The following is a 22,704-nucleotide window of genomic DNA, read 5'->3' as shown; positions in this document are numbered from 1 at the left end:
AGAATGTCATGTCGAAGCACAAAGGTCCCGTCGATCCCGAAAGCTTGCCTTACCGTCCCTGTGTCGGGCTGATGGTGCTGAACAAGGCCGGTCTGGTCTGGGCTGGCCGTCGTATCGTCATTCCGGGCGATGAGATGGATGGCGCGACCCAGCTCTGGCAGATGCCGCAGGGCGGGATCGACAAGGGCGAGGAGCCGCTCGAGGCAGCTATCCGCGAACTTTACGAGGAAACCGGCATGAAGTCGGTATCGCTGCTCGAAGAAGCGTCAGACTGGATCAATTACGATCTGCCGCCGCATTTGGTCGGCCAGGCACTCAAGGGCAAGTATCGCGGCCAGACGCAGAAGTGGTTTGCCTATCGTTTCGAAGGCGACGAGAGTGAAATCGCCATCAACCCGCCGCCCGGCGGACACACTGCCGAGTTCGACCGCTGGGAATGGAAGCCGATGGTCGAGCTGCCGGAACTGATCGTTCCCTTCAAGCGCAAGGTTTACGAGGAAGTCGTCGCGGCTTTCAGGCATCTGGTAGCCTGATTTAACAGGGGGAGGAGCCTCCGCCCCCTTGTGCCGCCGCCCAACATATAGTCAACTCGCTTCAGGCGCACCGAACGGTTGCGTTTTGAGAGGGAGAAAAACGCATGGATGTTGGAAGTCTTCTCGTATTCCTTTTCGTAGGTCTGATCGCTGGCTGGCTGGCTGGCAAGGTCGTGCAGGGTGGTGGTTTCGGCCTGATCGGCAATATCATCGTCGGCGTGATCGGCGCATTCTTTGCAGGCTGGTTGCTGCCGCGTCTCGGATTTTCCGTTGGCGGAGGGATTGTCGCCTCAATCATCAACGCCTTTATCGGCGCGGCTATCCTCCTGATTATCCTGCGCATCGTCAAACGCGCCTGACTTGTAAATATTCTTCTGAACAGGCCCGGCTTCCCGCAAGCCGGGTTTCTTCATTCCGAAGTTCAATCCCATGACACCGAATTCCAAACTTTCGCTCGGTCTGGTTCTGACCGCATCGGCTGGTTTCGTCGATGCGATTGCCTTCCTGCAGCTGGGCGGTTTCTTTGCATCCTTCATGAGCGGCAATACCACGCAGCTGGGTGTCGCGTTGGCGGGACAGCCCGGCGTGCAGGGCACTGTGCTGGTCTGGTTTCCCGCGATCCTGATCGTGCTGTTCTTTTCCGGCGCCTTCTTCGGCACGCTTGCGGTGCGTTCATACGGTCGTGCGGGCAGTCTTTATGTGATGGCAAGCGTGGTGGCGATCCTGCTGCTGGTCGGCGTGCTGCGGCGCGAGGGTGCATTGCTGGTCCAGCCGGTGCTGCTGCTTGCCGCAGCCATGGGCGCGCAGAATGCTGCGGTGCAGCCCATCGGAGCTGCGCGTCTTGGCGTGACCTATGTGACCGGTACGCTTTTCAACGCTGCCGCAGATCTTGCTTGTTCGCTGCGCGGTGAAACGCCAAAATGGCGCTGGCTGCAGCATGTGGCGGTCTGGCTGTCCCTGATGCTGGGCGCTGTCGGCGGCGGTCTCGGCCATTATTTCATCGGCCTCGACGCCTTGTTCGTTCCGGCTGCAATGATTGTCGGCGTCATGGTCGCCTATATGCGGCTCAATTGATTTAGCATGATCTGATCCGAAAACCGGCTTCCACTTTTCGGGATCATGCTTAACTGAACAGCGATTTCTCGCTTTCGACCAGTTCGGAAATGAGTGCCGATATGGCGGTGACGCGCCGCAATGTGCGGGCAGATTCATGATAGGCGAGCCAGTAGGCGCGCCGGATCACCCGATCCGGCAGAATGGGCACGAGATCGGGATCGGCGCGGGCGATGAAGGCGTGCAATATGCCGATGCCTGCACCGGCCCGCACGGCCTCGACCTGTCCCAAAGCACTCGACACTTCGAAGGCCGGTTTCCAGTCACGGCTGATTTCCGGCGCATAGGCCAGCGACGGGTTGATGACGAGATCCTCCACATAGCCGATGAGCCGGTGCCGGGCGAGATCGTCGGTGTTTTCCGGCGTGCCGTTCGCCTCCAGATAGCTGCGATGCGCATAGAGACCGAGCGTATAATCGACGAGCCTGCGCGCGATCAGCCTGCCTTGTTCCGGACGTTCGACGGTAATGGCGATATCGGCTTCACGGCGCGACAGTGAGAACGAGCGCGGCACCGGCACCAACTGGATGGTCAGGTCCGGATATTTCTGTGTCAGCCGCGCCAACCGGGGCGCCAGAAAGTTGACCCCGAACCCGTCCGGCGCGCCGATGCGCACCGTGCCCGACACGGCAATATCCGCATTGCCGACATGCGAGCGGGCGGAAAGCATTTCAGCTTCCATGCGTTCGGCGGCGAGCAGAAACTCCTCGCCCGCCTGTGTCAGCGTCGAACCGTTGGTGCGGCGTGTCAGAAGCGTGGTGGACAGCGCCGTTTCAAGCGCGGTCAGCCGTCGGGCAACCGTGGTGTGGTTCAGGCCGAGCCTTTTGGCCGCGCCCAGAATTTGGCCCGAGCGAGCAACAGCGAGAAATATGCGAATATCGTCCCAGTTCATGATGCTCTCTGCATAAGGATGTATTCTGATTACTATAAAATTTGCACAACGGATACGCTTTTCATCGCCTTGCAATCATGAATTTGCAGAGTCAAGATGATGTCAACGATGGGAGCTTTGCAGGCTCCTCAAAGCGATCATCAGGGAGGTTCTTCGATGCGCAATATCGGACATTTCATCGGCGGCAAGCATGTGGCAGGCAAGAGCGGCCGCACGGCAGACGTCTTCCAGCCGCTCGACGGCTCGGTGCAGGGCAAGGTAGCGCTCGCCACCAAGGAAGAAGTGCGCGCGGCTGTCGAAAACGCCAAGGCCGCACAGCCAGCCTGGGCTGCGACCAACCCGCAGCGTCGTGTTCGCATCCTGCGCAAGTTCGTCGAACTGGTCGAAGCCGAATATGACAGCCTGGCCGAATTGCTGGCCCGCGAACACGGCAAGACCATTGCCGACGCCAAGGGCGACATCCAGCGCGGCCTCGAAGTGGTGGAAGTCTGCCTCGGTGCGGCGCACATGCTGAAAGGCGAGTTCACCGACAATGCCGGTACGGGCATCGATACTTACTCCATGCGCCAGCCGCTCGGTGTTGTTGCTGGCATCACGCCCTTCAATTTCCCGGCCATGATCCCGCTCTGGAAGGCCGGTCCGGCGATTGCTTGCGGAAATGCCTTCATCCTGAAACCATCCGAACGTGATCCGGGCGTACCGATGCGCCTTGCCGAACTGTTCATGGAAGCCGGTCTTCCGGCAGGCATTTTCAACGTCGTCAACGGCGACAAGGAATCGGTCGATGCGCTGCTCGACGATCCGGACGTCCAGGCCATCGGCTTTGTCGGCTCCACGCCGATTGCCCAGTACATCTATGGCCGCGGCTGCTCGAACGGCAAGCGCGTGCAGTGCTTCGGCGGTGCGAAGAACCATCTCCTCATCATGCCGGATGCCGACATGGACCAGACCGTCGATGCGCTGATCGGCGCTGGCTACGGTTCGGCTGGCGAACGCTGCATGGCGATCTCGGTTGCCGTTCCGGTCGGTGAAGACACCGCCAACCGTCTGATGGAAAAGCTCATTCCCCGTGTTGAATCGCTGAAGATCGGCACCTCCACCGACAATTCCGCCGATTACGGCCCGCTGGTCACCAAGGCTGCGCTCGACCGCGTGCGCGGTTATGTGGACCTTGGTGTTGAAGAAGGCGCGAAGCTGGTCGTCGATGGCCGTAACTTCAAGATGCAGGGCTATGAAGATGGCTTCTACATGGGGGGTTGCCTGTTCGACAACGTGACCAAGGACATGCGTATCTACAAGGAAGAAATCTTCGGTCCGGTTCTCTCGGTCGTGCGCGCCAAGAACTACGAGGAAGCGCTGGCTCTGCCGAACGATCATGAATATGGCAACGGCGTTGCGATCTTCACCCGTGATGGTGATGCTGCCCGCGATTTCGCCAGCCGCGTGCAGGTCGGCATGGTCGGTATCAATGTGCCGATCCCGGTTCCGATCGCCTACTACACCTTCGGTGGCTGGAAGGCTTCCGGCTTCGGCGATCTCAACCAGCACGGCCCGGATGCATTCCGCTTCTACACCAAGACCAAGACCGTCACCTCGCGCTGGCCGTCGGGCGTCAAGGATGGTGCGGAATTCGTCATCCCAACGATGAAGTAATAGGCAGCCTTACTGTCCCCCAAGCGAAACCCCGCCCTTGTGGCGGGGTTTTTGTTTTACGGATGCGGCAGCGGAAAGCCGTGCCGCTCCGCAAGGACGGCCAGTATCTTGTGAGGGTCGCCGATCAGCGAACGCCCTTCGTACCTCCCGGTCTCGAACGGGGACCGGTCGCCATCCTTCAGTATGAGCAAGGGCAGGTTTTGGTTGTCTTCGCCTGCCAGCTCTATGACGGCCTTGCGCGGGCGCTGCCAGTCGACGCGCTCTATATCCAGCCTGTCTCCCAGTGCCGGAAAAGAAGCCAGAACACCCTCGATGAGGGCGCAATGCCAACAATAGAAAAGCTGGCCGGGATAAGCCGGATCTTCAAAACCCGGTTTCAAGAGAAAAAGTCTGTCCTGATTCATGTCGTTTGTCCCAAGGCGCAAGGCCGCTGCAAAGAGGGTGATGCACAGCGCAAATTCGCTAGCTTTGGAACAGCTTTCCAAGCCAAGCGTTCACAACGGATGTATAGCTTGATTTTGATTGCAAAAGCTCAACTTTTCCGATCATCGCCCTAAACTAATAATATGTAGCTCGAAGCCCGATCATTACTGTCAGGAGTTCCGTTCATGAGCGAAAAGATCAATCGCCGTATCGTGCTGGCATCGCGCCCGGAAGGTCGGCCAACCGCAGAAAACTTCCGGCTGGAGGAAGCGGCGATCCCGAGCCCCGGTGACGGTGAGGTTCTCCTGAGACTGCATTATCTGTCGCTCGATCCTTATATGCGTGGGCGTATGAGCGCGGCCAAATCCTATGCCGCGCCGGTGGCAATCGGCGATGTGATGGAGGGTGGCACGGTAGGCGAAGTCGTTGAAAGCAAGAGCGCAGGCTTTGCTCCGGGTGATTTCGTGCTTTCCCATTCCGGCTGGCAGGATTATGCGGTTGCCGATGCCTCGACCTTGCGCAAGCTCCACCCGAAAGAAGCCCCTGTAACGACGGCGCTTGGCGTTCTTGGCATGCCGGGCTTTACCGCCTATTCCGGCCTGCTCACCATCGGCCAGCCGAAACCGGGCGAGACCGTCGTGGTTGCGGCCGCAACCGGTCCGGTCGGTTCTGCCGTCGGGCAGATTGCCCGGATGAAGGGCGCACGCGCTGTCGGCATTGCGGGCGGAGCGGATAAATGCAAGGCGTTGATCGATGAATTCGGTTTCGATGTGGCTATCGATCACCACAGCAAGAATTTCGCACAGGAGCTGGCTGAGGCCTGCCCGAAGGGCATCGACGTTTATTTCGAAAATGTCGGCGGCAAGGTCTTCGACGCGGTGTTTCCGCTGCTGAACCAGTTTGCGCGGGTTCCGGTCTGTGGCCTGATTGCGCAGTACAATCAGAGCGGCCCGTTCGATGGACCTGACCGGCTGCCGCTGGTGATGCGGGATGTTCTGTCGAAAAGCCTGACCATTCGCGGTTTTATCCAGCGTGATTTTGCCGATCAGAGGCCAGCCTTTTACCATGACATGGTGAAGTGGATTGCCGACGGTCAGGTGCGTTATCGCGAAGACATTGTCGATGGGCTGGAGAATGCGCCGAAAGCTTTCATTTCCCTGCTGGAAGGAGGTAATTTCGGAAAGCTCATCGTGAAGCTCGCATGAGACTGCAATAAACTGCTTGCAGAACTGCGACTTGAGCGTGATGCTGTGCCTGTTTCTTCTGTTGGAAACTAGTGTGGCGAATCCGAAATTCGTATCACTCCGGGGCGGGGTTGCGAACGAATTTCGGTTTCAAAGCCACACTAGGTCATTGCAAAGGGCAGGCAGAGCATGGGCGAGCGCCAGCAGGCAGGCATAGGGGAAGGCGGCGGGCCGGGACGCGAGCGTCAGGAAGAGGCCCGGCGTATTCTCGACAGGCTCGAACGCGAGCAGACCGGTGCCGAAGGCATCGTGCGGCGCGGATTTTCCCGCACTGCGCATCATCTGGCTGCCACTGACGCCCCCGAAAATGATCCCATCGAGCTTTGGGCTACGCGGATCGGGCGCGGGCTCGGCTTCCTCATCACGCTGGCGATCATCGTCTGGCTCATTCTCTATCTCATGCAAAGCTAGGTACTCAATGACGCTTTCTGCGCCTTCGGATGCGACAACCGTTATTGTCATCTCAAGCCATGTCGTGCGCGGTTCAGTTGGCAATAGAGCCGCCGTTTTCGCGTTGGAAACGCTGGGTTTTCCCGTATGGGCCGTGCCGACCGTAGTGCTGCCATGGCATCCGGGTCATGGGCCTGCTGGACGCATCGTGCCACCGGCGGAAGAGTTTTCGCGCCTGATGCAGGATCTTCAGCGCGCACCGTGGCTTGGCGAGGTGGGTGCTGTCCTGACCGGCTATCTCGGTCATCCCGAGCAGGCGGCAGCCGTTGCCGAACTGGTCAAAGCCGTGAAGGCGAAGAATCCGGGGGCGGTCTATCTGTGCGATCCTGTCATCGGCGATGAAAAGGGGCTTTATGTCCCCGAAGCGACTGCCATGGGTATTCGCGACAAGCTTCTGCCGCTTGCCGATATCGCAACACCCAATCGTTTCGAGCTTTCATGGCTGACCGGCGTTCCGCTGGAAGACAATTCCGCCTTGATGGAGGCTGCATTGGAAGCCGGTCCGGCAACCATGCTGGTCACCTCGGCCTTTCCGCTGATGAGCGGCAGCATCGGCAATATTCTGCTCACGCCGACCATGGCGCTGATGGCCGAACATCGCCGTGTCGATGGTCCGACCAACGGTCTCGGTGATCTGACCTCTGCCGTGTTTCTGGCGCGTCGCCTGTCCGGCATGGCGGAGGAAAAGATGCTGCAGAGCACTACTGCGGCAGTGTTCGAAATCATGGCGCGCTCGGCAAAGCGCGGGGCGGACGAGCTGATGCTGGAAGCCGATGCGTCGAGCCTCGCCACGCCGATGGCCATGGTGCAGACGCGGCGGCTGATGCATCCGACCAAGGGGTTCCGCGCTTGACACTTATGGCTCCAGTGCTTGCTGGTGTTGACGGCTGTCCTCGCGGCTGGATCGCCGTGACCGGGGATGGCGGCGGTTTGCGAGCGGAAGTGTTCGGCAGTTTCTCCGCCCTGGTGGCGTCGCTTCCGGATAAAGCGATCATTGCGGTCGATATGCCGATCGGCCTGCCGGAAAAGGGCGGGCGGTCGGCGGAGCGGGCCGCACGAGCACATCTTGCCGGAAGGCAATCGAGTGTTTTTTCCATTCCGCCGCGTGCTGCTGTCTATGCCGAAGATTATCGCGAGAGCTGTTCTTTGTCGCTGGAACACACCGACCCGCCACGCAAGGTTTCCCGGCAGGCTTTCGGGCTTTTCCCGAAGATTTGCGAGATCGATGAATTGTTGCGCTGCGATCTACGGCTTGCCGAGCGTATCATCGAATCGCATCCCGAACTGGCTTTTGCGGTTTTGAATGGCATGAAGGCCATGTCCCTGCCGAAGAAGATCAAAAGCCGGGTGAATCCGGAAGGAATGGCCGAGCGCCGGGCCTTGTTGCAGCACTGCGGATTGCCGGAAGATTTTTTGAAAGGTCGCGTCCCGCGCGGTGCCAAGGAGGATGACTTTCTTGACGCCTGCGCCATGTATCTCGTGGCTGGTCGTCACGCGCGCGGTCAAGCGCACCCGCATCCTGACCATGAAGAACGCGACGCTTTCGGTCTTCGCATGGCGATATGGGCTTGAGAAGCTTGCATGAAAGCGAAAGGGATCATGCGTCCAATTGGACGCAGTCCGTTCAGTGCATTTCGATTGATCTCGGTTTTCGATAGGGATATTGGAAAAATATGGTTGATCTTCCAGACTCACTTCTCGCCGGTTATCGAACCTTCATGCGCGAGCATTTTGCCCACGAAACTTCACGATATCGCCATTTGGCCGACAAGGGACAATCACCGGAAACGCTGGTTATCGCTTGCTGTGACTCCCGTGCGGCTCCCGAAACCATCTTCAACACGGCGCCCGGCGAAATCTTCGTCCTGCGCAATGTTGCCAATCTCATTCCGCCTTACGAGCCCGATGGCGAATACCATGCTGCTTCGGCAGCACTGGAATTTGCGGTTCAGAGCCTCAAGGTGAAGAATATCGTCGTCATGGGCCATGGCCGTTGCGGCGGCATCAAGGCTGCGCTCGACACCGAAAGCGCACCGCTTTCGCCGGGTGACTTCATCGGCAAATGGATGAGCCTGATCGCGCCTGCAGCTGAAGCCATCAGTGGCAATCAGCTCATGACGCAGAGCGAGCGCCAGACCGCGCTGGAACGCATCTCGATCCGCTACTCCATCAACAATCTGCGCACATTCCCTTGCGTCGATATTCTGGAGAAGAAGGGCAAGCTCACCCTGCACGGCGCATGGTTCGATATCTCGACCGGCGAGCTGTGGGTGATGGATCACCAGACGGGTGATTTCAAACGGCCAGACGCGGCCTGATCCAGATTTAAAAAATGCTTCCTGAAACGGCTTCTCTCAGATCGAGAGGGGCCGTTTTGCCATATTTTGGCCAGCCAAAATTGACGTTTTTGTCTTCCAAACGCGAAAATTCGCATCAAAACATACAAAAATAGCCCCAAACTTTGGGGCTATTCTGTGAAACGTGAGGCTTTTCTACGGCAATTTCAGAGAGAAATTGCGATTTCAGCCTTCAGTTCTTACTTGCCGTCGATGGCCTTGCCCATGACGGCGATGGCGCGCTGGTAAACCTGTGCAGCATTCCAGCCCTGGATCGCGCCGTAGTTCGGTTCGCCTGGCTGATAGCCTGCACCGCGCTGCCAGCCATGGCCGACAAGGAAGTTCGCGGTCGAATAGAGAGCATCCGCCTTGGAGCGGGCCATGTCGATATGGCCGCTGCCGTCGCCGTCGACGCCGTATTTCAGGACGTTGACCGGCAGGAACTGCGTCTGGCCGATTTCACCATGCATGGCGCCAACCGCATTTGGATTGAGGTCCTGACGGTCGATCAGCTTGAGCGCTGCATAGAGCTGGTCGGTGAAATAATCGCTGCGGCGGCAGTCATAGGCGAGCGTCGCGACAGCCGACAGCGTATGCTGCTTGCCGAGATAGGCGCCGAAGCCTGTTTCCATGCCCCAGATCGCGAGCAGCGGTCCGGCTGGAACGCCATAACGCTTTTCGATCGCAGCGAAGAGAGCGGCGTTCTGCTGCTTCTGTGCGCGACCGCGCTTGATGATGGTATCAGCGCCGCGCTTCTGCATGAACTGTTCGAAGGAGAGCTTGAAGCTCTTCTGGTTGCGGTCGGCATTGATAGTGGCCTGCGCGTATTTGGTATTGCCAAGCGCACCGATCGCGGCCTTGCCAATGCCACGCGAAGCGGCTTCCTTCATCGTCTGCTGGAGCCAGGCATTATAACCGGCGGCATTATTGCCGCACTGGGCTGCCTCGGCAATGCCTGTTCCCGTCATCATGCCCACTGCAAGAACTGCTGCTGCCGTCCAAGACCGGCCCTTGGCAACCAATGCCATTCGTTTCTCCTTTGGAGTTGATTCGACCTCAACGCGAATTTGCCATTCCTTACACCAAATGTCATGCGGCAACGGCAAAGCGGGACGAGGCAGGTGCGAAATGCCGCGTCTCAAGCATTTTTGCACAAAAACAGCAAGCTTTTGTTGGTCCCAAAACCTTGATCGGAATTTTTCGCTTGGAAGCTGTGGCTTTCATACCTATTGCTTATGGTCTTACTGGTAAAACTTCTTTACCAGCGTTTCATAGTTGACTTTCAAAGTTCGTGACATTGACGGGGAGGACGCCACATGTCGAACGGATTTCTTGCATTATTTGCATTTCTGCCAATTCTCGTAGCCGGCGTGATGCTGGTCGGATTTCGTATTCAGGCCCGCATTGCGATGCCGGTGACCTATGTGCTGACTGTCGTGATCGCAATGGCGGTCTGGGGCATGAGCGGCAACCGGGTCATTGCCTCGACCATTCAGGGCCTGATCCAGACTGCAGGTCTGCTCTGGATCATTTTCGGTGCGATTCTGCTTCTCAATACGCTGAAATATTCTGGCGGCATTTCTGCGATCCGCTCCGGCTTTGCCCAGATCAGCCCTGACCGCCGCATTCAGGTGTTCCTGATTGCCTGGCTGTTCGGCTCGTTCATTGAGGGCGCATCCGGTTTCGGCACGCCTGCTGCGGTCGTGGCGCCGCTGATGGTGGCCGTCGGTTTTCCGGCACTTGCCGCCGTTACTTTCGGATTGATCATCCAGTCGACGCCCGTGTCGTTCGGTGCCGTCGGCACGCCGCTTATCGTCGGTGTCCAGTCAGGTCTCAATCGCGAGGCGCTGACGGCGCAATTGCAGGGCGCCGGATCGAGCTGGGAACAGTTCTTCCATATCATCACATCGGAAGTGGCTATCCTGCACGCCATCTGCGGCACGTTCATGCCGCTGTTCCTCGTGGTCATCATGACCCGCTTCTTCGGGCGCAACCGCTCTTGGACGGAAGGTCTTGCCATTCTGCCCTTCGCGCTGTTTGCGGCCTTCTCGTTCACCATTCCTTATGTGCTGAGCGCGGTTTTCCTCGGTGCTGAATTCCCGTCCATGATCGGCGGTCTCGTCGGGCTTGCGCTGGCGACGTTTGCCGCACGAGCCGGTTTCCTGATGCCGAAGCAGAGCTGGGATTTCCCTCCCGCTTCGGAGTGGCCTGCAGGCTGGGTCGGCACCGTCCAGATCAAGCTCGATGAACTGACCTCGAAGAAAATCCCGCTCGTTCTGGCATGGACCCCTTACATTCTGCTGGCGATCTTTCTGGTGGTCAGCCGTACGTTCCCGTCGGTTGGCAATGCGCTGAAGTCGATCACGTTCGTTGCCAAGGACATCATGGGCGAAACCGGTATAGGTGGTGATTTCACGCCGCTCTTCCTGCCGGGCGGTCTTCTGGTCATCGTCTGTGTGATCACCTTCTTCCTGCATCGGATGAACGGCGGACAGTTCGCCAAGGCTTTCGGTGAAAGCACAAAGACGCTGGTGGGCGCAGGCTTCGTGCTTCTGTTCACCGTGCCGATGGTGCGCGTCATGATCAATTCCGGCGTCAACGGCAAGGAACTCATCAGCATGCCGCTGATGGTTGCCGACTGGGTGGCGGTGGAAGTCGGGAATGTCTATCCGTTCTTCGCGCCGTCCGTGGGAGCGCTGGGTGCGTTCCTCGCCGGGTCCAACACGGTGTCGAACCTCATGCTCAGCCAGTTCCAGTATGGCGTGGCGGAAGGGCTTGGCATTTCCGGTGCGCTGATGGTCGCCGGTCAGTCAGTGGGCGCTGCCGCTGGCAACATGATCGCGATCCACAACGTGGTTGCAGCTTCCGCGACGGTCGGCTTGCTGGGACGTGAAGGCACGACCTTGCGCATGACCATCATTCCCACGATCTATTATGTGGTTCTGGCGGGAACGCTGCTGATGATCGGCCTTTATGTGCTGGGCATCGGCGATCCGCTTGCCGGTGTGGCCGCACAGTAAAACAAAATCGAAACCGGCCCTGTATTGGAGCGCATCCCGAAAAGTGTGAAATGGTTTTCGGAACAAGATGCGCCCAAAACAAACTGGGCCGGTTTCAGTGAGTTTCAGGCCTTTTGCTTGACATTGCGGGCTGATCACCTTAAAGCCAGCTCCAATCTATCCGCGATCTTCAGAACGCGAGCCACCGACCGGGACCCATTTGGTATAAAGCGATCCCGGAGGTCCACATCCGACAGCGCGATGCGCCCTCGGGTGCTGTATCGCTTTGGTTGCTTCTTGAACTGGCAGATAAGCGGGACGATTTATCCCTGACGAAGCATAAGCCTCTTCTCGGATTAAAAGGAAATTCGATGTTTGAATCACTTCAGGAGCGTCTTGGCTCCATCCTGAACGGCCTTACCGGACGCGGCGCTCTTTCTGAAGCCGACGTGGCCGCAGCGTTGCGCGAAGTGCGTCGCGCGCTGATCGAGGCTGACGTTTCGCTGGAAGTGGTTCGCTCCTTCACCGACCGCGTTCGTGAGAAGGCGGTTGGCGCCGAAATCCTGAAAAGCATCAAGCCCGGCCAGATGGTCGTCAAGATCGTCCATGACGAGCTTATCGAGATGCTTGGCACCGAAGGTGTCGCGATTGACCTGAACGCGCCTGCGCCTGTCGTCATCATGATGGTCGGTCTGCAGGGGTCGGGCAAGACGACCACCACCGGCAAGATCGCCAAGCGTTTGACGGAGCGCCAGCGCAAGAAGGTGTTGATGGCGTCGCTCGATACGCGCCGTCCTGCCGCACAGGAACAGCTTCGCCAGCTCGGTATTCAGACCAGTGTCGACACGCTGCCGATCATCGCCGGCCAGTCGCCGGTCGAAATCGCCAAGCGCGCCGTACAGGCTGCAAAGCTTGGCGCACACGATGTCGTCATTCTCGATACCGCAGGCCGCACGCATATTGACGAGCCGCTGATGGTGGAAATGGCGGATATCCGCAAGGCCGCCAATCCGCACGAAATCCTGCTCGTCGCCGACAGCCTGACCGGTCAGGATGCAGTCAATCTGGCGCGCAATTTCGACGAGCGCGTTGGCATTACGGGTATCGTTCTCACCCGTATGGATGGCGATGGCCGTGGCGGTGCAGCGCTTTCGATGCGTGCCATCACCGGCAAGCCGATCAAGCTGATCGCCACCGGCGAAAAGATGGATGCGCTTGAGGAATTCTATCCGAAGCGTATCGCCGACCGTATTCTCGGCATGGGCGACATTGTTTCGCTCGTGGAAAAAGCTGCTGAAAACATCGACGCGGAAAAAGCCGCAGCGATGGCCAAGAAGATGCAGTCCGGCAAGTTCGATCTCAATGATCTTGCCGATCAGCTAGGCCAGATGAAAAAGCTCGGCGGCATGGGCAGCATTATGGGCATGATGCCCGGCATGGGCGGAATGAAGGACAAGGCAGCAGCAGCCGGTCTCGACGACAAGGTGTTCGACCGCCAGCTCGCAATCATTGGCTCGATGACCAAGGCCGAGCGCGCCAATCCCGACCTTCTCAAGCACAGCCGCAAGCAGCGCATTGCCAAAGGCTCCGGCACGACTGCTGCCGATATCAACAAGCTTCTCAAGATGCATCGCCAGATGGCCGACATGATGAAAGTCATGGGCAAGGGCAAGGGCGGAATGATGAAGCAGATGATGGGGGGCCTTGCCAACAAGATGGGTCTTGGTGGCGGCCTGGGCGGAGGAATGGGCGGTATGCCCGATCTTTCCAAGATGGACCCCAAGCAGCTTGAAGCACTTGCCAAGCAGGCTGAAGCAGCCGGTCTTACCAAGGGCGGCGGTTTGCCGGGCCTTCCGGGCGGCGGTCTCCCCGGTTTGGGTGGATCGAAGCTTCCCGGTCTTGGTGGCGGTCTTCCCGGCCTGCCGAAGAAGAAGTGAGCATCATGAGCGACGAACAGAACACTGCACCGGCTGAACTTCTGGCACTGCGCGCTTCCATCGACAATATCGATGCAGCGCTGATCCATATGCTGGCCGAACGTTTTCGCTGCACCAAGGCTGTCGGTGTACTCAAGGCTGAACGCGGCCTCGCACCGGCTGATCCGGCCCGCGAAAAACGTCAGGTGGAACGTCTGCGCGCCTTGGCAACCGATGCCCATCTCGATCCCGATTTCGCCGAAAAATTCCTGAACTTCATCGTGAAGGAAGTCATTCGGCATCATGAGCATGCCGCCGCAAACCACGGCGGAAAGTAAAGCGCATCCCGAAAAGTGTGAAACGGTTTTCGGGTAAGATGCGCGTCAAAACAACAACCGTAGCTACGGTTTAACCCGTTTTGCCCCGACCATCCCTCGGGCGAAGCAATTGTCTAAAGGAAAGAAAAAATGTCTCTCAAGATTCGTCTGGCCCGCGCTGGCTCCAAGAAGCGTCCTTACTACCACATCGTTGTTGCCGACGTCCGCAGCCCGCGTGATGGCCGCTTCATCGAAACCGTTGGTGCATGGAACCCGATGCTGGCCAAGGACGCTGAACGCGTGAAGCTCGATGCCGACCGCATCCAGCATTGGATTGCACAGGGCGCACAGCCGACCGACCGCGTTCTGCGCTTCCTCGACCAGGCTGGTCTTGCAAAGCGTCCGACCCGCAGCAACCCGACCAAGGGTGAGCCGGGCAAGAAGGCTCAGGAACGTCTGGCCATGGCCAAGCAGGCTGAAGAAGAAGCTGCCGCAAAGGCCGCTGAAGCTGCCGCAGCCGCTGCTGCTCCGGCTGAAGAAGCTGCAAGCGAATAATCTTCGCGCAGCTTGCATTTTGAGAAAGCGGCGGAGCAATCCGCCGCTTTTTTGTTGGTGGTTTTGTGGGGAATAGGGGGATGTAAGTGAGGACTGCCTTGAAGCTTGCCGCAGTGCTGTCGGCATTTATTGTTGTCGCCCCTGCCGGTCCGGCGAGCGCGATGGACACGCAGGTACTTGCAACAGCTGCAGCCTCTTATGAGGACGGAGCAGCGGCTCAACAATTGGAAGACCGGCTTGCCGACCTCATTGAGGCAGGGGACAAGGCTGGTCTGGAGGCGCTCGCCACGCAAATCGAGAGGGACGACGGCCCTATTCTTGAAGCTTTGGCGGTACTGATGGAAGAGAATGGACCGGCATTAGATGGGACGAAGCCTGCTCACAGCGACGAGCTGGCGCGGTTGGCCATGGCCATGGGGCCTTGCCATCAAGCGAATATAGCTCTCAGGTCTATCGTTCTACTCGTTTCTGCGGGCGAAGCTGAACCGGTTGTCAGGAATGGTATTGTCATGATCGACGGGAGTGAAATCGATAGCACCTATGCACGCCTGATCCACATATGCGAGAAGATAAAGAAGCTTCCTGCTCATAGGCCGAGGATCGGGTCAAGATGCTCTTTCACGGGTATCTGTGGCGATGATCCCGATATGAATTGAGATATATCGGGACTGACCTTGTGGCATTCCAATGATAAGGTCAGACCATGGAACATTCTGGTGAAATCGGCTGCATCCCTGAAACCCACCGGTCGCGGCTTTACCTTGTTGTTCAAATCGACTGGAAAACGAGTGAATTTCGTCTATCTTGTTGATTTGACGGCCCGCATTCGAGCGAATATGCGCATGCGGGTGATGAATTTGTTTCCCCGGCGCTTGGCAAAGCGCTCTTTTCAGGAGAAGTCCATGTCGGCTGCGACGGTTGCCACTTCTTTCTCTTTTCGCCGTATTTTCATCGCTCTTGGTCTGGCTGTTCTGGTTCCGCTGCTATCGGCATGCGGTTTCAACACGATCCCGACCAATGAGGAAAAGGCGAAGGCTGCCTGGGGCGAGGTGCAGAACCAGTACCAGCGCCGCGCCGATCTCGTGCCCAATCTGGTCGAGACCGTGAAAGGCTATGCCGCTCACGAACAGGAAACCCTGCAGGCTGTGATCGAGGCGCGCGCCAAGGCGACGCAGGTGCAGATCACGCCGGAAACGCTCAACAATCCGGAACTCTTCAAGCAGTTTCAGGATAATCAGGCCAATCTGACAAGCGCACTGTCGCGCCTGATGGTGGTGGTCGAGCGCTATCCGGACCTGAAAGCCAACCAGAACTTCCTTGCATTGCAGTCGCAGCTTGAAGGTACTGAAAACCGCATCGCCGTCGCACGCCGCGACTATATCGAGGCGGTTCGCGTCTACAACACGGCGCTGCGCACCATGCCGACGATGATCTGGACGTGGATCTGGTATCGCGATGCACAGCCGATGCAGAGCTTCAGTGCAGATGCAGGCAGTCAGGCCGCGCCCAAAGTCAACTTCAACTGACGGCGCGTTTCATGATGCGTTTCGGGGCGAGTGCAGCACTCTCGCGTGATCGTCGCGGTCTTGGCTGGTTGGGCTGGCCGCGACATCTCCTTGCGCTCGCTTTCCTGCTGTTTTCCGCAGCGCTGACGCTGCACACGGCGGCCCTTGCACAAGACGCGTCGACGCCTGCACAGGCATTGACCGGTCGTGTGGTGGATGCGGCGGGGATCATCGACCCCGCCGAGCGCCAGCAACTGACCCAGAAGCTTGCCGACTTTGAAGCGAAGTCATCGGATCAGGTGGTCGTGGTGACGGTCCCGAGCCTCAACGGCGAAGACATCGAAACCTATTCCAACCGTCTGTTCCGTGCCTGGGCGCTGGGGCAGAAACAGGAAAACAACGGCATATTGCTGGTGGTTGCGCCCAATGACCGTAAGGTGCGGATCGAGGTCGGCTATGGTCTCGAAGGTGTCATGACCGATGCGCTTTCAAGCGTCATCATCAATGGCACCATCATTCCCGAATTCCGTACCGGCAATTACTCGAACGGCATCGTACAGGGTGTTGACGGCATTCTTTCGGTGCTTTCCGGTGATGCCGCCGAGCTTGAAGCGCGGGCCAAGCGCAATGTGCAGTCGAGTTCCGATGATGTCGACTGGGTCTTTGTCGTCTTCATCGCCTTCTGGTGCCTGATCTTCTTCGGTGGCTTCGGCATGGCGATCCTGACGCCGGTTTTCGGACGCAAGATCGGGCCGGGCAAATATCAGTGGCTCGGCATGGTCGTCGATTACAACAATCGCGGCGGCGGCTCTGGCGGCAGGGGTGGTGGCAGCTGGGGCGGCGGCGGTGGCTGGTCGTCCGGCGGGGGAGGCGGTGGTTTCTCCGGTGGTGGCGGTTCATCCGGTGGCGGTGGCGCCTCGGGTAGCTGGTAGGGAGACGCAACGATGAAGCATCACACGCTGATTGGCGCCGAGGACCATGCCCGTATCGCCGAGGCCATCCGCAAGGCGGAAGCAGAAACCAGCGGCGAAATCTATGCCGTTCTGGCGCGCTCGAGCGATGACTATTTCTTTGCGGCGGGCTTTGTTGCGACTTGCGGCATCCTGATCGCTTCGGTGATCGCGGCCTTTCTCGCCCATTGGTACTGGTTCGATATCCGCCTGCCCATGTTCGGACTTGCGGTGCTGGCGGCGTTCCTGACTGCGATGCTGGTGCTCTGGTTCTTTCCGGCCATTCGCATGTTGCTGGTGCCGCGCCGCATCCGTTACAAGCGCGCCCATCTCAATGCGCTGCAGCAGTTTCTGGCGCGCAATGTCCATATTACGGAGCACCGCACCGGCATTCTGCTCTTTGTCTCAATGGCCGAACATTATGCCGAGGTGATCGCCGATGCGGGCATCCATGCGCGTGTCGAACAGGACGAGTGGAATGCAATCGTCGCGACGCTCATCCATCACGCCTCCCGCGCACAAATGACCGAGGGTTTCGTACTGGCTATCGGTCAGGCCGGGGTTCTGCTGGAAAAGCATTTTCCGGCAGGACCGGACAATATCAATGAGCTGGACGATCACCTGATCGAGCTCTGAGTGTCTGTTCCAAAAGTCACCATGCCGGCTGCAAATGACGTTTTTGCCACGGCCTGACGCTTTTTGATTCAGGCACTGACAGGCCGATTCATTTATCAGAATCATCTGCAACTTTAGTCGGAAATGTGGCGAAGCAGGGCTGCTGCTTGACCCTTTTGGCAGCACTTTTGAGCTGCGCGGAGAAATCCGCTGGCATATTCCGAAATTTCGCGGGAAGTTTTCGAAGTTTTGTTCCAAATTAAATGGATTAAATGCGGTCTTTCTGACTTTCCGGGAAATTTTTCGTTATTTTCAACGAATTGCCATCGAAACCAATGCCTAATCTGCTAGTTTGGCGCGCATTGCCATCATGACAGGAGTATCCGACGTGACTGCAAAGCAGGATCGGTCGAGCAAGGTTAAAGGTTCCAAGGCAAGCAAGGAGGAGAAGAAGGGAGGCAAGTCGAAGGCGCTTACGGCCTTCTCGCAGCTTCTCTTCGAATGGGCGCCGCCAGAAGATCTGGCCGCTTACGATGCTGCCGCTCTCGACAGTTCAGCCCGTCACGGCTATGCCGCCCTCGAATCCTATCGCAAGGGCAAGAGCATCATCAGCGTCGATAATGGTATCGAGCGCCATGGTCGGCCGGTGAGCGTCATCACCATCGTCAACGACAATATGCCGTTCCTGCTCGACTCCATCATGGGTGAGCTGAATGATCATGTCAGCCAGATTTTCATGGTCGTGCATCCGGTTCTGGACATTGCGCGCGAAAAGGACGAGCTGGTCATTCTGGGCGAAGCATCGCAGCTCGCGCCTGCCAAGAGCGTCGAGCGCGTCAGCCTGGTACAGATTCATCTTCCAGCCCTCGACAAGCAGGTCAAGGCCGATCTGACTGCCGCCATCAAGCGCGCGCTCGGACAGGTTCGTGCCGCTGTCAGCGACTGGAAGCCGATGTTGAAGCGCCTCGATGGCGCTATCGCCGATTACAAGCGCGTTTATGAAATGACGAGCGATCCGGCTATGCCGGAGGCCATCGCGTTTCTGGAATGGCTGCGCGATGATCGTTTCATTTTCCTCGGACTTCGCGAACTCACCTTCAAGGGCAAGGGCGACAAGCGCGAACTGGTTCCGGTCAAGGAAACGCTCGGCATTCTCAACGACAATGAAGTCCGCGTCCTGCGCAAGGATGACGACGACACGGTGACGCCGCGTGAGGTAACGGAATTCCTCGACAGCAACGAGCCGCTGATCGTGACCAAGGCGAATTCGCTTTCGCTGGTGCATCGCCGCTCCTATCTCGATTATGTCGGCGTGAAGATATTCGGCGAAAAGGGCGAAGCCATCGGCGAACTGCGCCTGGTCGGTCTCTTCACCTCGGTTGCCTATACGAGTTCGGTTGCAGGCATTCCGTTCATTCGCTCCAAGGCCGATGCCGTCATCAAGCATCTCGGGTTCAACCGCGAGGACCATTCGGGCAAGGCGCTCATCAACGTGCTGGAAGAATATCCGCGCGACGAGCTTTTCCAGATCGATGTGGAAAGCCTGACGGCCAATGCCGAGCTGATCCTTGCGCTTGGCGAACGCCCGCGTGTGCGTGCCGTTCCGCGTCTCGATCGCTTTGGCCGCTTTGCGACCGTGCTGGTCTATATCCCGCGTGACCGTTACGACTCGGTCGTGCGCGAGAAGATCGGACACTATCTCGTTGATATCTATGGCGGCGACAGTTTCGAATTCCACCCGGTCTTCCTGCAGAACGGCCTGACGCGCGTTCAGTTCGTCATCCGCCGTCACGAGCGCTCCACACCGCATGTGGATCGCGAAGCGCTGGAAGCCGAAGTGCGCGCCATTGTCCGCACATGGGACGATGCGGTTCGTGAAAGCTCTGACAGTGCAGACGCAAAGACGGTCGCGCTTGCTGCAAGCTTCCCGCCATCCTATCGCGAAATCTTCACGGCACCGGAAGCGCTGGTCGATGCGGAGCGCATCGCTGGCCTCAGCGCAGAGGCTCCGCTTTTCGTGGACTTCTATCGTTATCGCACCGATGGTCCTGATGCGGTTTCGCTGAAGCTTTATCATCACGGTGCGCCGGTTGTTCTGTCGCAGCGTGTGCCGCTTCTGGAAAACATGGGCTTCCGTGTCGTCAGCGAGCAGACCATCGACCTGCCGCATGCTGGCAAGGACGGCGCTGCCGTTTACGTGCACGACATGCAGCTCGTGAACGCCTATGGCGCTCCCGTCGATCTTTCCGACGATGGCGAGATGCTGGAAGATGTGTTCCGCAATGTCTGGGACGGTCTGGCTGACAATGACGGCTATAACGCGCTGGTGCAGACCGCACGCCTGACGGCACGCCAGATCATGATCCTGCGTTCCTATGGCCGTTATCTGCAACAGGCGGGCATTGCCTATTCGCAGGGCTTCATCGCGGCCGCACTGAACCGTTATCCTGAAATCGCCAGCGATCTCTATTCGCTGTTCGATCTGCGCTTCAACCCATCGGCCAAGCGCCGTGATGCGGCTGAAAAGAAGCTGGTCGATGCTATTGAGACCGCATTGCTTGGCGTGCCGAGCATCGATGACGACCAGATTTTGCGCCGTTTCCGCAATCTGATCGAAGCGACGCTGCGCACCAATGCCTATCAGCCGGATGCCGACGGCAAGCCGCGTGTCACCTTTGCCTTCAAGCTCAATCCGCGTCTGGTCGAAGGCCTGCCGGACCCGCGCCCTTATCGCGAAATCTTCGTCTATGGGCCGGAAGTGGAAGGCGTGCATCTGCGCTTCGGCGCTGTCGCCCGTGGTGGTCTGCGCTGGTCGGACCGCGCACAGGATTATCGCACCGAAGTGCTGGGCCTCGTGAAGGCACAGCAGGTCAAGAATGCGGTGATCGTGCCGGTTGGTGCCAAGGGCGGCTTCTATCCGAAGCGTTTGCCGGTTGGCGGCGATCGCAATGCCGTGTTTGAAGCTGGTCGCGATGCCTACAAGGTGTTCATCTCCACGCTTCTGTCGGTCACCGACAATATCGAGGACAATCATGTCGTGCCGCCGGCGGAAGTCGTGCGCCATGACAATGATGATCCTTATTTCGTCGTTGCTGCCGACAAGGGCACGGCCACTTTCTCCGATACGGCCAATGCCATCAGCCAGGCACATGATTTCTGGCTGGACGATGCCTTCGCATCCGGCGGTTCCGCCGGTTATGACCACAAGGGCATGGGCATTACCGCGCGCGGCGCATGGGAAGCCGTGAAGCGGCATTTCCGCGAATTCGACACGGATATCCAGACCGAGCCTTTCACTGTTGCCGGTGTGGGTGATATGTCGGGCGATGTGTTCGGCAACGGCATGCTGCTTTCCGAACAGATCAAGCTGGTGGCTGCGTTCGACCATCGCGATATTTTCATCGATCCTAACCCGGTTCCAGCCGACGGCTTTGCCGAGCGCAAGCGTCTGTTCGAATTGCCGCGTTCGAGCTGGCAGGACTATGACCGCTCCAAGCTTTCGGCTGGCGGTGGCATCTATAGTCGCAGCCAGAAGACGATTACCTTGTCGGCAGAAGCTGCTGCGGCCATCGGCCTTGGAAAGACCTCCGGCACGCCGCAGGAAATCATGACCGCGATCCTGAAATCGAAGGTCGATCTCCTCTGGTTCGGCGGTATCGGCACCTATATCCGCTCCTCCGCTGAAACGGATGCACAGGTTGGCGACCGCGCCAATGACGCGATCCGCATCACCGGCTCGGAAGTCGGTGCACGGGTGATCGGCGAAGGCGCCAATCTCGGCGCGACCCAGCGCGGGCGCATCGAATATGCGCTGGCGGGCGGTCGTGGTAATACCGATGCCATCGACAATTCGGCAGGCGTCAACTGCTCGGACGTCGAGGTCAACATCAAGATCGCTCTGGCTGCTGCCATGCGTTCGGGTAATCTCAAGCGCCCGGCACGCAACAAGCTTCTGGTCAGCATGACCGACGATGTGTCTGAACTGGTTCTGCGCAACAACTATCTGCAGCCGCTGGCGCTTTCGCTCAGCGAAAGGCAAGGTCTGGCGGAGTTGCCCTATCAGGCACGGTTCATGGCGGAGCTGGAAAACCGCAAGCTTCTCGACCGCAAGGTCGAGTATCTGCCGTCCGATGCGCTGCTGGCCGAACGCCAGAAGGCAGGCCAGCCGCTGACGCGTCCGGAACTGGCGGTTCTGCTTGCTTATGCCAAGCTGTCGCTGTCGGATGATCTGGTGGCAAGCCAGCTTCCGGACGAACCTTACTTCCAGTCGCTGCTGTTCGGCTATTTCCCGAAGCGCATGACCAAGACTTATGCCGAGGAAATCTCCGGTCATCGTCTGCGCCGTGAAATCGTCGCTACTTTGCTGGCAAACGATGTCATCAACCGTGGCGGTATCACCTTCATCAGCCGTCTGGCCGATACGACGGGCAAGTCGCCTGCCGATATCGTGCGTGCCTATGTGGCGGTGCGCGACGGTTTCGAGATCGATGCGATCTATGACGCCATTGATGCGCTCGACAGCAAGGTGCCGGGCGATGTGCAGAACCAGTTCTACCATCTCGTCGGCGAAATGCTGCAGGCGACGACGGCCTGGGTGCTGCGCAACGATACGACACGCGCCAACCTGACGGAACTGGTGGATACGATCACCAGGGCACGTGCCGAACTGGAACCGCGTTTCGACGGCCTGATGCCGGAATATCTGAAGAGCACGCTTCAGGCCGACAAGGCCGCTTTCGTGGAAAAGGGTGCACCAGAAAAGCTGGCTCAGCGTCTTGCCAATCTGCAGCTTGCAGGCATCATGCCGGACATTGCCCTGATCGCGCATCTGGCCGGTGCCGACCGGGTGGTGACCGCCAAGACCTATTTCGGTGTTTCGGAAGCCTTCCGCATTGGTCGCATCGAGGAAGCCGCGCGTTCCATCCCCGTCACGGACTATTATGACGGGCTTGCTCTGTCACGAGCAAGCGATACGATCACGCAGGCCGCGCGCGGCATCACCATTGCGGCGCTCAAGCGTTTTGCCAAGGACAAGGACCCGGCAGCAGCCTGGTTCGCAGCCGATGGTGCGCGTATCGAGCAGGTGAAAAACCGTATGGTGGCGCTGACGGAAGGTGGTGACCTGACAGTCTCGCGACTGGCGGTTGCAGCGGGCCTGATGTCCGATCTGGCGCAATAGAAAACAACGACATAATCTTGCAAA

Annotated in this window: 22 protein-coding genes; 19 read left to right on the top strand and 3 right to left on the bottom strand. The window is 58.5% G+C overall.

Annotated features, from left to right (window positions below; all coding sequences use genetic code 11):
* Positions 1 to 8 precede the first annotated feature (8 nt).
* The 3 genes from LJ361_RS21285 (at position 9) to LJ361_RS21275 (ending at position 1,607) form a co-directional block, all read left to right on the top strand.
* Positions 9 to 533 carry an RNA pyrophosphohydrolase gene (locus tag LJ361_RS21285; RefSeq protein WP_010661507.1) on the top strand — a complete coding sequence of 175 codons (525 nt, stop codon included), beginning with the start codon at positions 9 to 11 and terminating at the stop codon, positions 531 to 533.
* Positions 534 to 637: 104 nt separating this feature from the next.
* A complete protein-coding gene (locus LJ361_RS21280) occupies positions 638 to 892 on the top strand; it encodes a GlsB/YeaQ/YmgE family stress response membrane protein (RefSeq protein ID WP_010661506.1) in 255 nt (84 codons plus the stop codon).
* 70 nt (positions 893 to 962) lie between these two features.
* On the top strand, positions 963 to 1,607 hold the full coding sequence (locus LJ361_RS21275; protein WP_010661505.1) for a YoaK family protein: 645 nt from the start codon (positions 963 to 965) through the stop codon (positions 1,605 to 1,607).
* Positions 1,608 to 1,656: 49 nt separating this feature from the next.
* On the opposite strand, the gene LJ361_RS21270 is transcribed toward LJ361_RS21275, so the two are convergent.
* Positions 1,657 to 2,538 carry a LysR family transcriptional regulator gene (locus LJ361_RS21270; protein ID WP_010661504.1) on the bottom strand — a complete coding sequence of 294 codons (882 nt, stop codon included), beginning with the start codon at positions 2,536 to 2,538 and terminating at the stop codon, positions 1,657 to 1,659.
* Positions 2,539 to 2,694: 156 nt separating this feature from the next.
* Between LJ361_RS21270 and LJ361_RS21265 the strand changes: the two genes are divergently transcribed.
* Positions 2,695 to 4,191, top strand: a complete 1,497-nt coding sequence (locus tag LJ361_RS21265) for a CoA-acylating methylmalonate-semialdehyde dehydrogenase (protein WP_010661503.1) — start codon at positions 2,695 to 2,697, stop codon at positions 4,189 to 4,191.
* 56 nt (positions 4,192 to 4,247) lie between these two features.
* Here LJ361_RS21265 and LJ361_RS21260 read toward each other — a convergent pair whose 3' ends face one another.
* Positions 4,248 to 4,595: a DUF3088 domain-containing protein gene (locus tag LJ361_RS21260; protein WP_010661502.1), complete on the bottom strand. Its 348-nt coding sequence runs from the start codon at positions 4,593 to 4,595 to the stop codon at positions 4,248 to 4,250.
* Between the two features lie 204 nt (positions 4,596 to 4,799).
* On the opposite strand from LJ361_RS21260, the gene LJ361_RS21255 reads away from it, so the two are divergent.
* The 5 genes from LJ361_RS21255 (at position 4,800) to LJ361_RS21235 (ending at position 8,626) form a co-directional block, all read left to right on the top strand.
* The gene (locus LJ361_RS21255; RefSeq protein WP_010661501.1) at positions 4,800 to 5,819 is read left to right on the top strand and encodes an NADP-dependent oxidoreductase; all 1,020 of its coding nucleotides are present in this window, start codon (positions 4,800 to 4,802) and stop codon (positions 5,817 to 5,819) included.
* 168 nt (positions 5,820 to 5,987) lie between these two features.
* Positions 5,988 to 6,269 (top strand): hypothetical protein, encoded by a 282-nt coding sequence (locus LJ361_RS21250; protein WP_010661500.1) that lies wholly within the window; start codon positions 5,988 to 5,990, stop codon positions 6,267 to 6,269.
* A 7-nt stretch (positions 6,270 to 6,276) separates the two neighbouring features.
* On the top strand, positions 6,277 to 7,161 hold the full coding sequence (gene pdxY / locus LJ361_RS21245) for a pyridoxal kinase PdxY (protein ID WP_010661499.1): 885 nt from the start codon (positions 6,277 to 6,279) through the stop codon (positions 7,159 to 7,161).
* Positions 7,162 to 7,166: 5 nt separating this feature from the next.
* Positions 7,167 to 7,880, top strand: a complete 714-nt coding sequence (locus LJ361_RS21240) for a DUF429 domain-containing protein (RefSeq protein WP_010661498.1) — start codon at positions 7,167 to 7,169, stop codon at positions 7,878 to 7,880.
* Positions 7,881 to 7,981: 101 nt separating this feature from the next.
* Entirely contained in the window at positions 7,982 to 8,626 is a 645-nt protein-coding gene (locus tag LJ361_RS21235) for a carbonic anhydrase (RefSeq protein ID WP_010661497.1), read from the top strand.
* A gap of 218 nt (positions 8,627 to 8,844) precedes the next feature.
* On the opposite strand, the gene LJ361_RS21230 is transcribed toward LJ361_RS21235, so the two are convergent.
* Entirely contained in the window at positions 8,845 to 9,672 is an 828-nt protein-coding gene (locus tag LJ361_RS21230) for a lytic murein transglycosylase (protein WP_010661496.1), read from the bottom strand.
* Here LJ361_RS21230 and LJ361_RS21225 point away from each other — a divergent pair.
* From LJ361_RS21225 to LJ361_RS21180, 10 genes are all read left to right on the top strand, one after another.
* The gene (locus tag LJ361_RS21225; RefSeq protein WP_155243315.1) at positions 9,666 to 9,923 is read left to right on the top strand and encodes a hypothetical protein; all 258 of its coding nucleotides are present in this window, start codon (positions 9,666 to 9,668) and stop codon (positions 9,921 to 9,923) included. The two genes, LJ361_RS21230 and LJ361_RS21225, sit on opposite strands and share 7 nt — an antisense overlap.
* Positions 9,924 to 9,960: 37 nt before the next feature.
* Positions 9,961 to 11,664, top strand: a complete 1,704-nt coding sequence (locus tag LJ361_RS21220) for an L-lactate permease (protein WP_010661495.1) — start codon at positions 9,961 to 9,963, stop codon at positions 11,662 to 11,664.
* Between the two features lie 350 nt (positions 11,665 to 12,014).
* On the top strand, positions 12,015 to 13,580 hold the full coding sequence (ffh, locus tag LJ361_RS21215) for a signal recognition particle protein (RefSeq protein ID WP_010661494.1): 1,566 nt from the start codon (positions 12,015 to 12,017) through the stop codon (positions 13,578 to 13,580).
* A gap of 5 nt (positions 13,581 to 13,585) precedes the next feature.
* Positions 13,586 to 13,897: a chorismate mutase gene (locus LJ361_RS21210; protein ID WP_010661493.1), complete on the top strand. Its 312-nt coding sequence runs from the start codon at positions 13,586 to 13,588 to the stop codon at positions 13,895 to 13,897.
* Between the two features lie 129 nt (positions 13,898 to 14,026).
* The gene (gene rpsP, locus LJ361_RS21205; RefSeq protein WP_010661492.1) at positions 14,027 to 14,431 is read left to right on the top strand and encodes a 30S ribosomal protein S16; all 405 of its coding nucleotides are present in this window, start codon (positions 14,027 to 14,029) and stop codon (positions 14,429 to 14,431) included.
* 86 nt (positions 14,432 to 14,517) lie between these two features.
* Positions 14,518 to 15,087: a hypothetical protein gene (locus LJ361_RS21200; protein WP_085982334.1), complete on the top strand. Its 570-nt coding sequence runs from the start codon at positions 14,518 to 14,520 to the stop codon at positions 15,085 to 15,087.
* A 246-nt stretch (positions 15,088 to 15,333) separates the two neighbouring features.
* Positions 15,334 to 15,957: a LemA family protein gene (locus tag LJ361_RS21195; RefSeq protein ID WP_010661490.1), complete on the top strand. Its 624-nt coding sequence runs from the start codon at positions 15,334 to 15,336 to the stop codon at positions 15,955 to 15,957.
* A gap of 11 nt (positions 15,958 to 15,968) precedes the next feature.
* Positions 15,969 to 16,868: a TPM domain-containing protein gene (locus tag LJ361_RS21190; protein ID WP_010661489.1), complete on the top strand. Its 900-nt coding sequence runs from the start codon at positions 15,969 to 15,971 to the stop codon at positions 16,866 to 16,868.
* A 12-nt stretch (positions 16,869 to 16,880) separates the two neighbouring features.
* Complete coding sequence (locus LJ361_RS21185; protein ID WP_010661488.1) at positions 16,881 to 17,522, top strand: TPM domain-containing protein; 642 nt, start codon at positions 16,881 to 16,883, stop codon at positions 17,520 to 17,522.
* A gap of 367 nt (positions 17,523 to 17,889) precedes the next feature.
* Positions 17,890 to 22,680: an NAD-glutamate dehydrogenase gene (locus LJ361_RS21180; protein ID WP_010661487.1), complete on the top strand. Its 4,791-nt coding sequence runs from the start codon at positions 17,890 to 17,892 to the stop codon at positions 22,678 to 22,680.
* The last annotated feature ends 24 nt before the right edge of the window (positions 22,681 to 22,704 follow it).

This window comes from Brucella sp. JSBI001 (assembly GCF_026014005.1).
Taxonomy (GTDB): Bacteria; Pseudomonadota; Alphaproteobacteria; order Rhizobiales; family Rhizobiaceae; genus Brucella; species Brucella anthropi.
The sequence above is the reverse complement of the archived record's forward strand: the minus strand, read 5'-3'. Positions and strand labels throughout refer to the sequence as shown.

What these genes read in the sequence shown, in the direction of transcription:
- LJ361_RS21285 (WP_010661507.1), top strand. Translation starts at nt 9, where the DNA reads ATGTCGAAGCACAAAGGTCCCGTCGATCCCGAAAGCTTGCCTTACCGT.
- LJ361_RS21185 (WP_010661488.1), top strand. Translation starts at nt 16,881, where the DNA reads ATGAAGCATCACACGCTGATTGGCGCCGAGGACCATGCCCGTATCGCC.
- LJ361_RS21240 (WP_010661498.1), top strand. Translation starts at nt 7,167, where the DNA reads ATGGCTCCAGTGCTTGCTGGTGTTGACGGCTGTCCTCGCGGCTGGATC.
- pdxY (WP_010661499.1), top strand. Translation starts at nt 6,277, where the DNA reads ATGACGCTTTCTGCGCCTTCGGATGCGACAACCGTTATTGTCATCTCA.
- LJ361_RS21230 (WP_010661496.1), bottom strand. Translation starts at nt 9,672, where the DNA reads ATGGCATTGGTTGCCAAGGGCCGGTCTTGGACGGCAGCAGCAGTTCTT.
- LJ361_RS21190 (WP_010661489.1), top strand. Translation starts at nt 15,969, where the DNA reads ATGATGCGTTTCGGGGCGAGTGCAGCACTCTCGCGTGATCGTCGCGGT.
- LJ361_RS21250 (WP_010661500.1), top strand. Translation starts at nt 5,988, where the DNA reads ATGGGCGAGCGCCAGCAGGCAGGCATAGGGGAAGGCGGCGGGCCGGGA.
- LJ361_RS21195 (WP_010661490.1), top strand. Translation starts at nt 15,334, where the DNA reads ATGTCGGCTGCGACGGTTGCCACTTCTTTCTCTTTTCGCCGTATTTTC.
- LJ361_RS21260 (WP_010661502.1), bottom strand. Translation starts at nt 4,595, where the DNA reads ATGAATCAGGACAGACTTTTTCTCTTGAAACCGGGTTTTGAAGATCCG.
- LJ361_RS21265 (WP_010661503.1), top strand. Translation starts at nt 2,695, where the DNA reads ATGCGCAATATCGGACATTTCATCGGCGGCAAGCATGTGGCAGGCAAG.
- ffh (WP_010661494.1), top strand. Translation starts at nt 12,015, where the DNA reads ATGTTTGAATCACTTCAGGAGCGTCTTGGCTCCATCCTGAACGGCCTT.
- LJ361_RS21275 (WP_010661505.1), top strand. Translation starts at nt 963, where the DNA reads ATGACACCGAATTCCAAACTTTCGCTCGGTCTGGTTCTGACCGCATCG.
- LJ361_RS21220 (WP_010661495.1), top strand. Translation starts at nt 9,961, where the DNA reads ATGTCGAACGGATTTCTTGCATTATTTGCATTTCTGCCAATTCTCGTA.
- LJ361_RS21280 (WP_010661506.1), top strand. Translation starts at nt 638, where the DNA reads ATGGATGTTGGAAGTCTTCTCGTATTCCTTTTCGTAGGTCTGATCGCT.
- LJ361_RS21255 (WP_010661501.1), top strand. Translation starts at nt 4,800, where the DNA reads ATGAGCGAAAAGATCAATCGCCGTATCGTGCTGGCATCGCGCCCGGAA.
- LJ361_RS21210 (WP_010661493.1), top strand. Translation starts at nt 13,586, where the DNA reads ATGAGCGACGAACAGAACACTGCACCGGCTGAACTTCTGGCACTGCGC.
- LJ361_RS21235 (WP_010661497.1), top strand. Translation starts at nt 7,982, where the DNA reads ATGGTTGATCTTCCAGACTCACTTCTCGCCGGTTATCGAACCTTCATG.
- LJ361_RS21225 (WP_155243315.1), top strand. Translation starts at nt 9,666, where the DNA reads ATGCCATTCGTTTCTCCTTTGGAGTTGATTCGACCTCAACGCGAATTT.
- rpsP (WP_010661492.1), top strand. Translation starts at nt 14,027, where the DNA reads ATGTCTCTCAAGATTCGTCTGGCCCGCGCTGGCTCCAAGAAGCGTCCT.
- LJ361_RS21270 (WP_010661504.1), bottom strand. Translation starts at nt 2,538, where the DNA reads ATGAACTGGGACGATATTCGCATATTTCTCGCTGTTGCTCGCTCGGGC.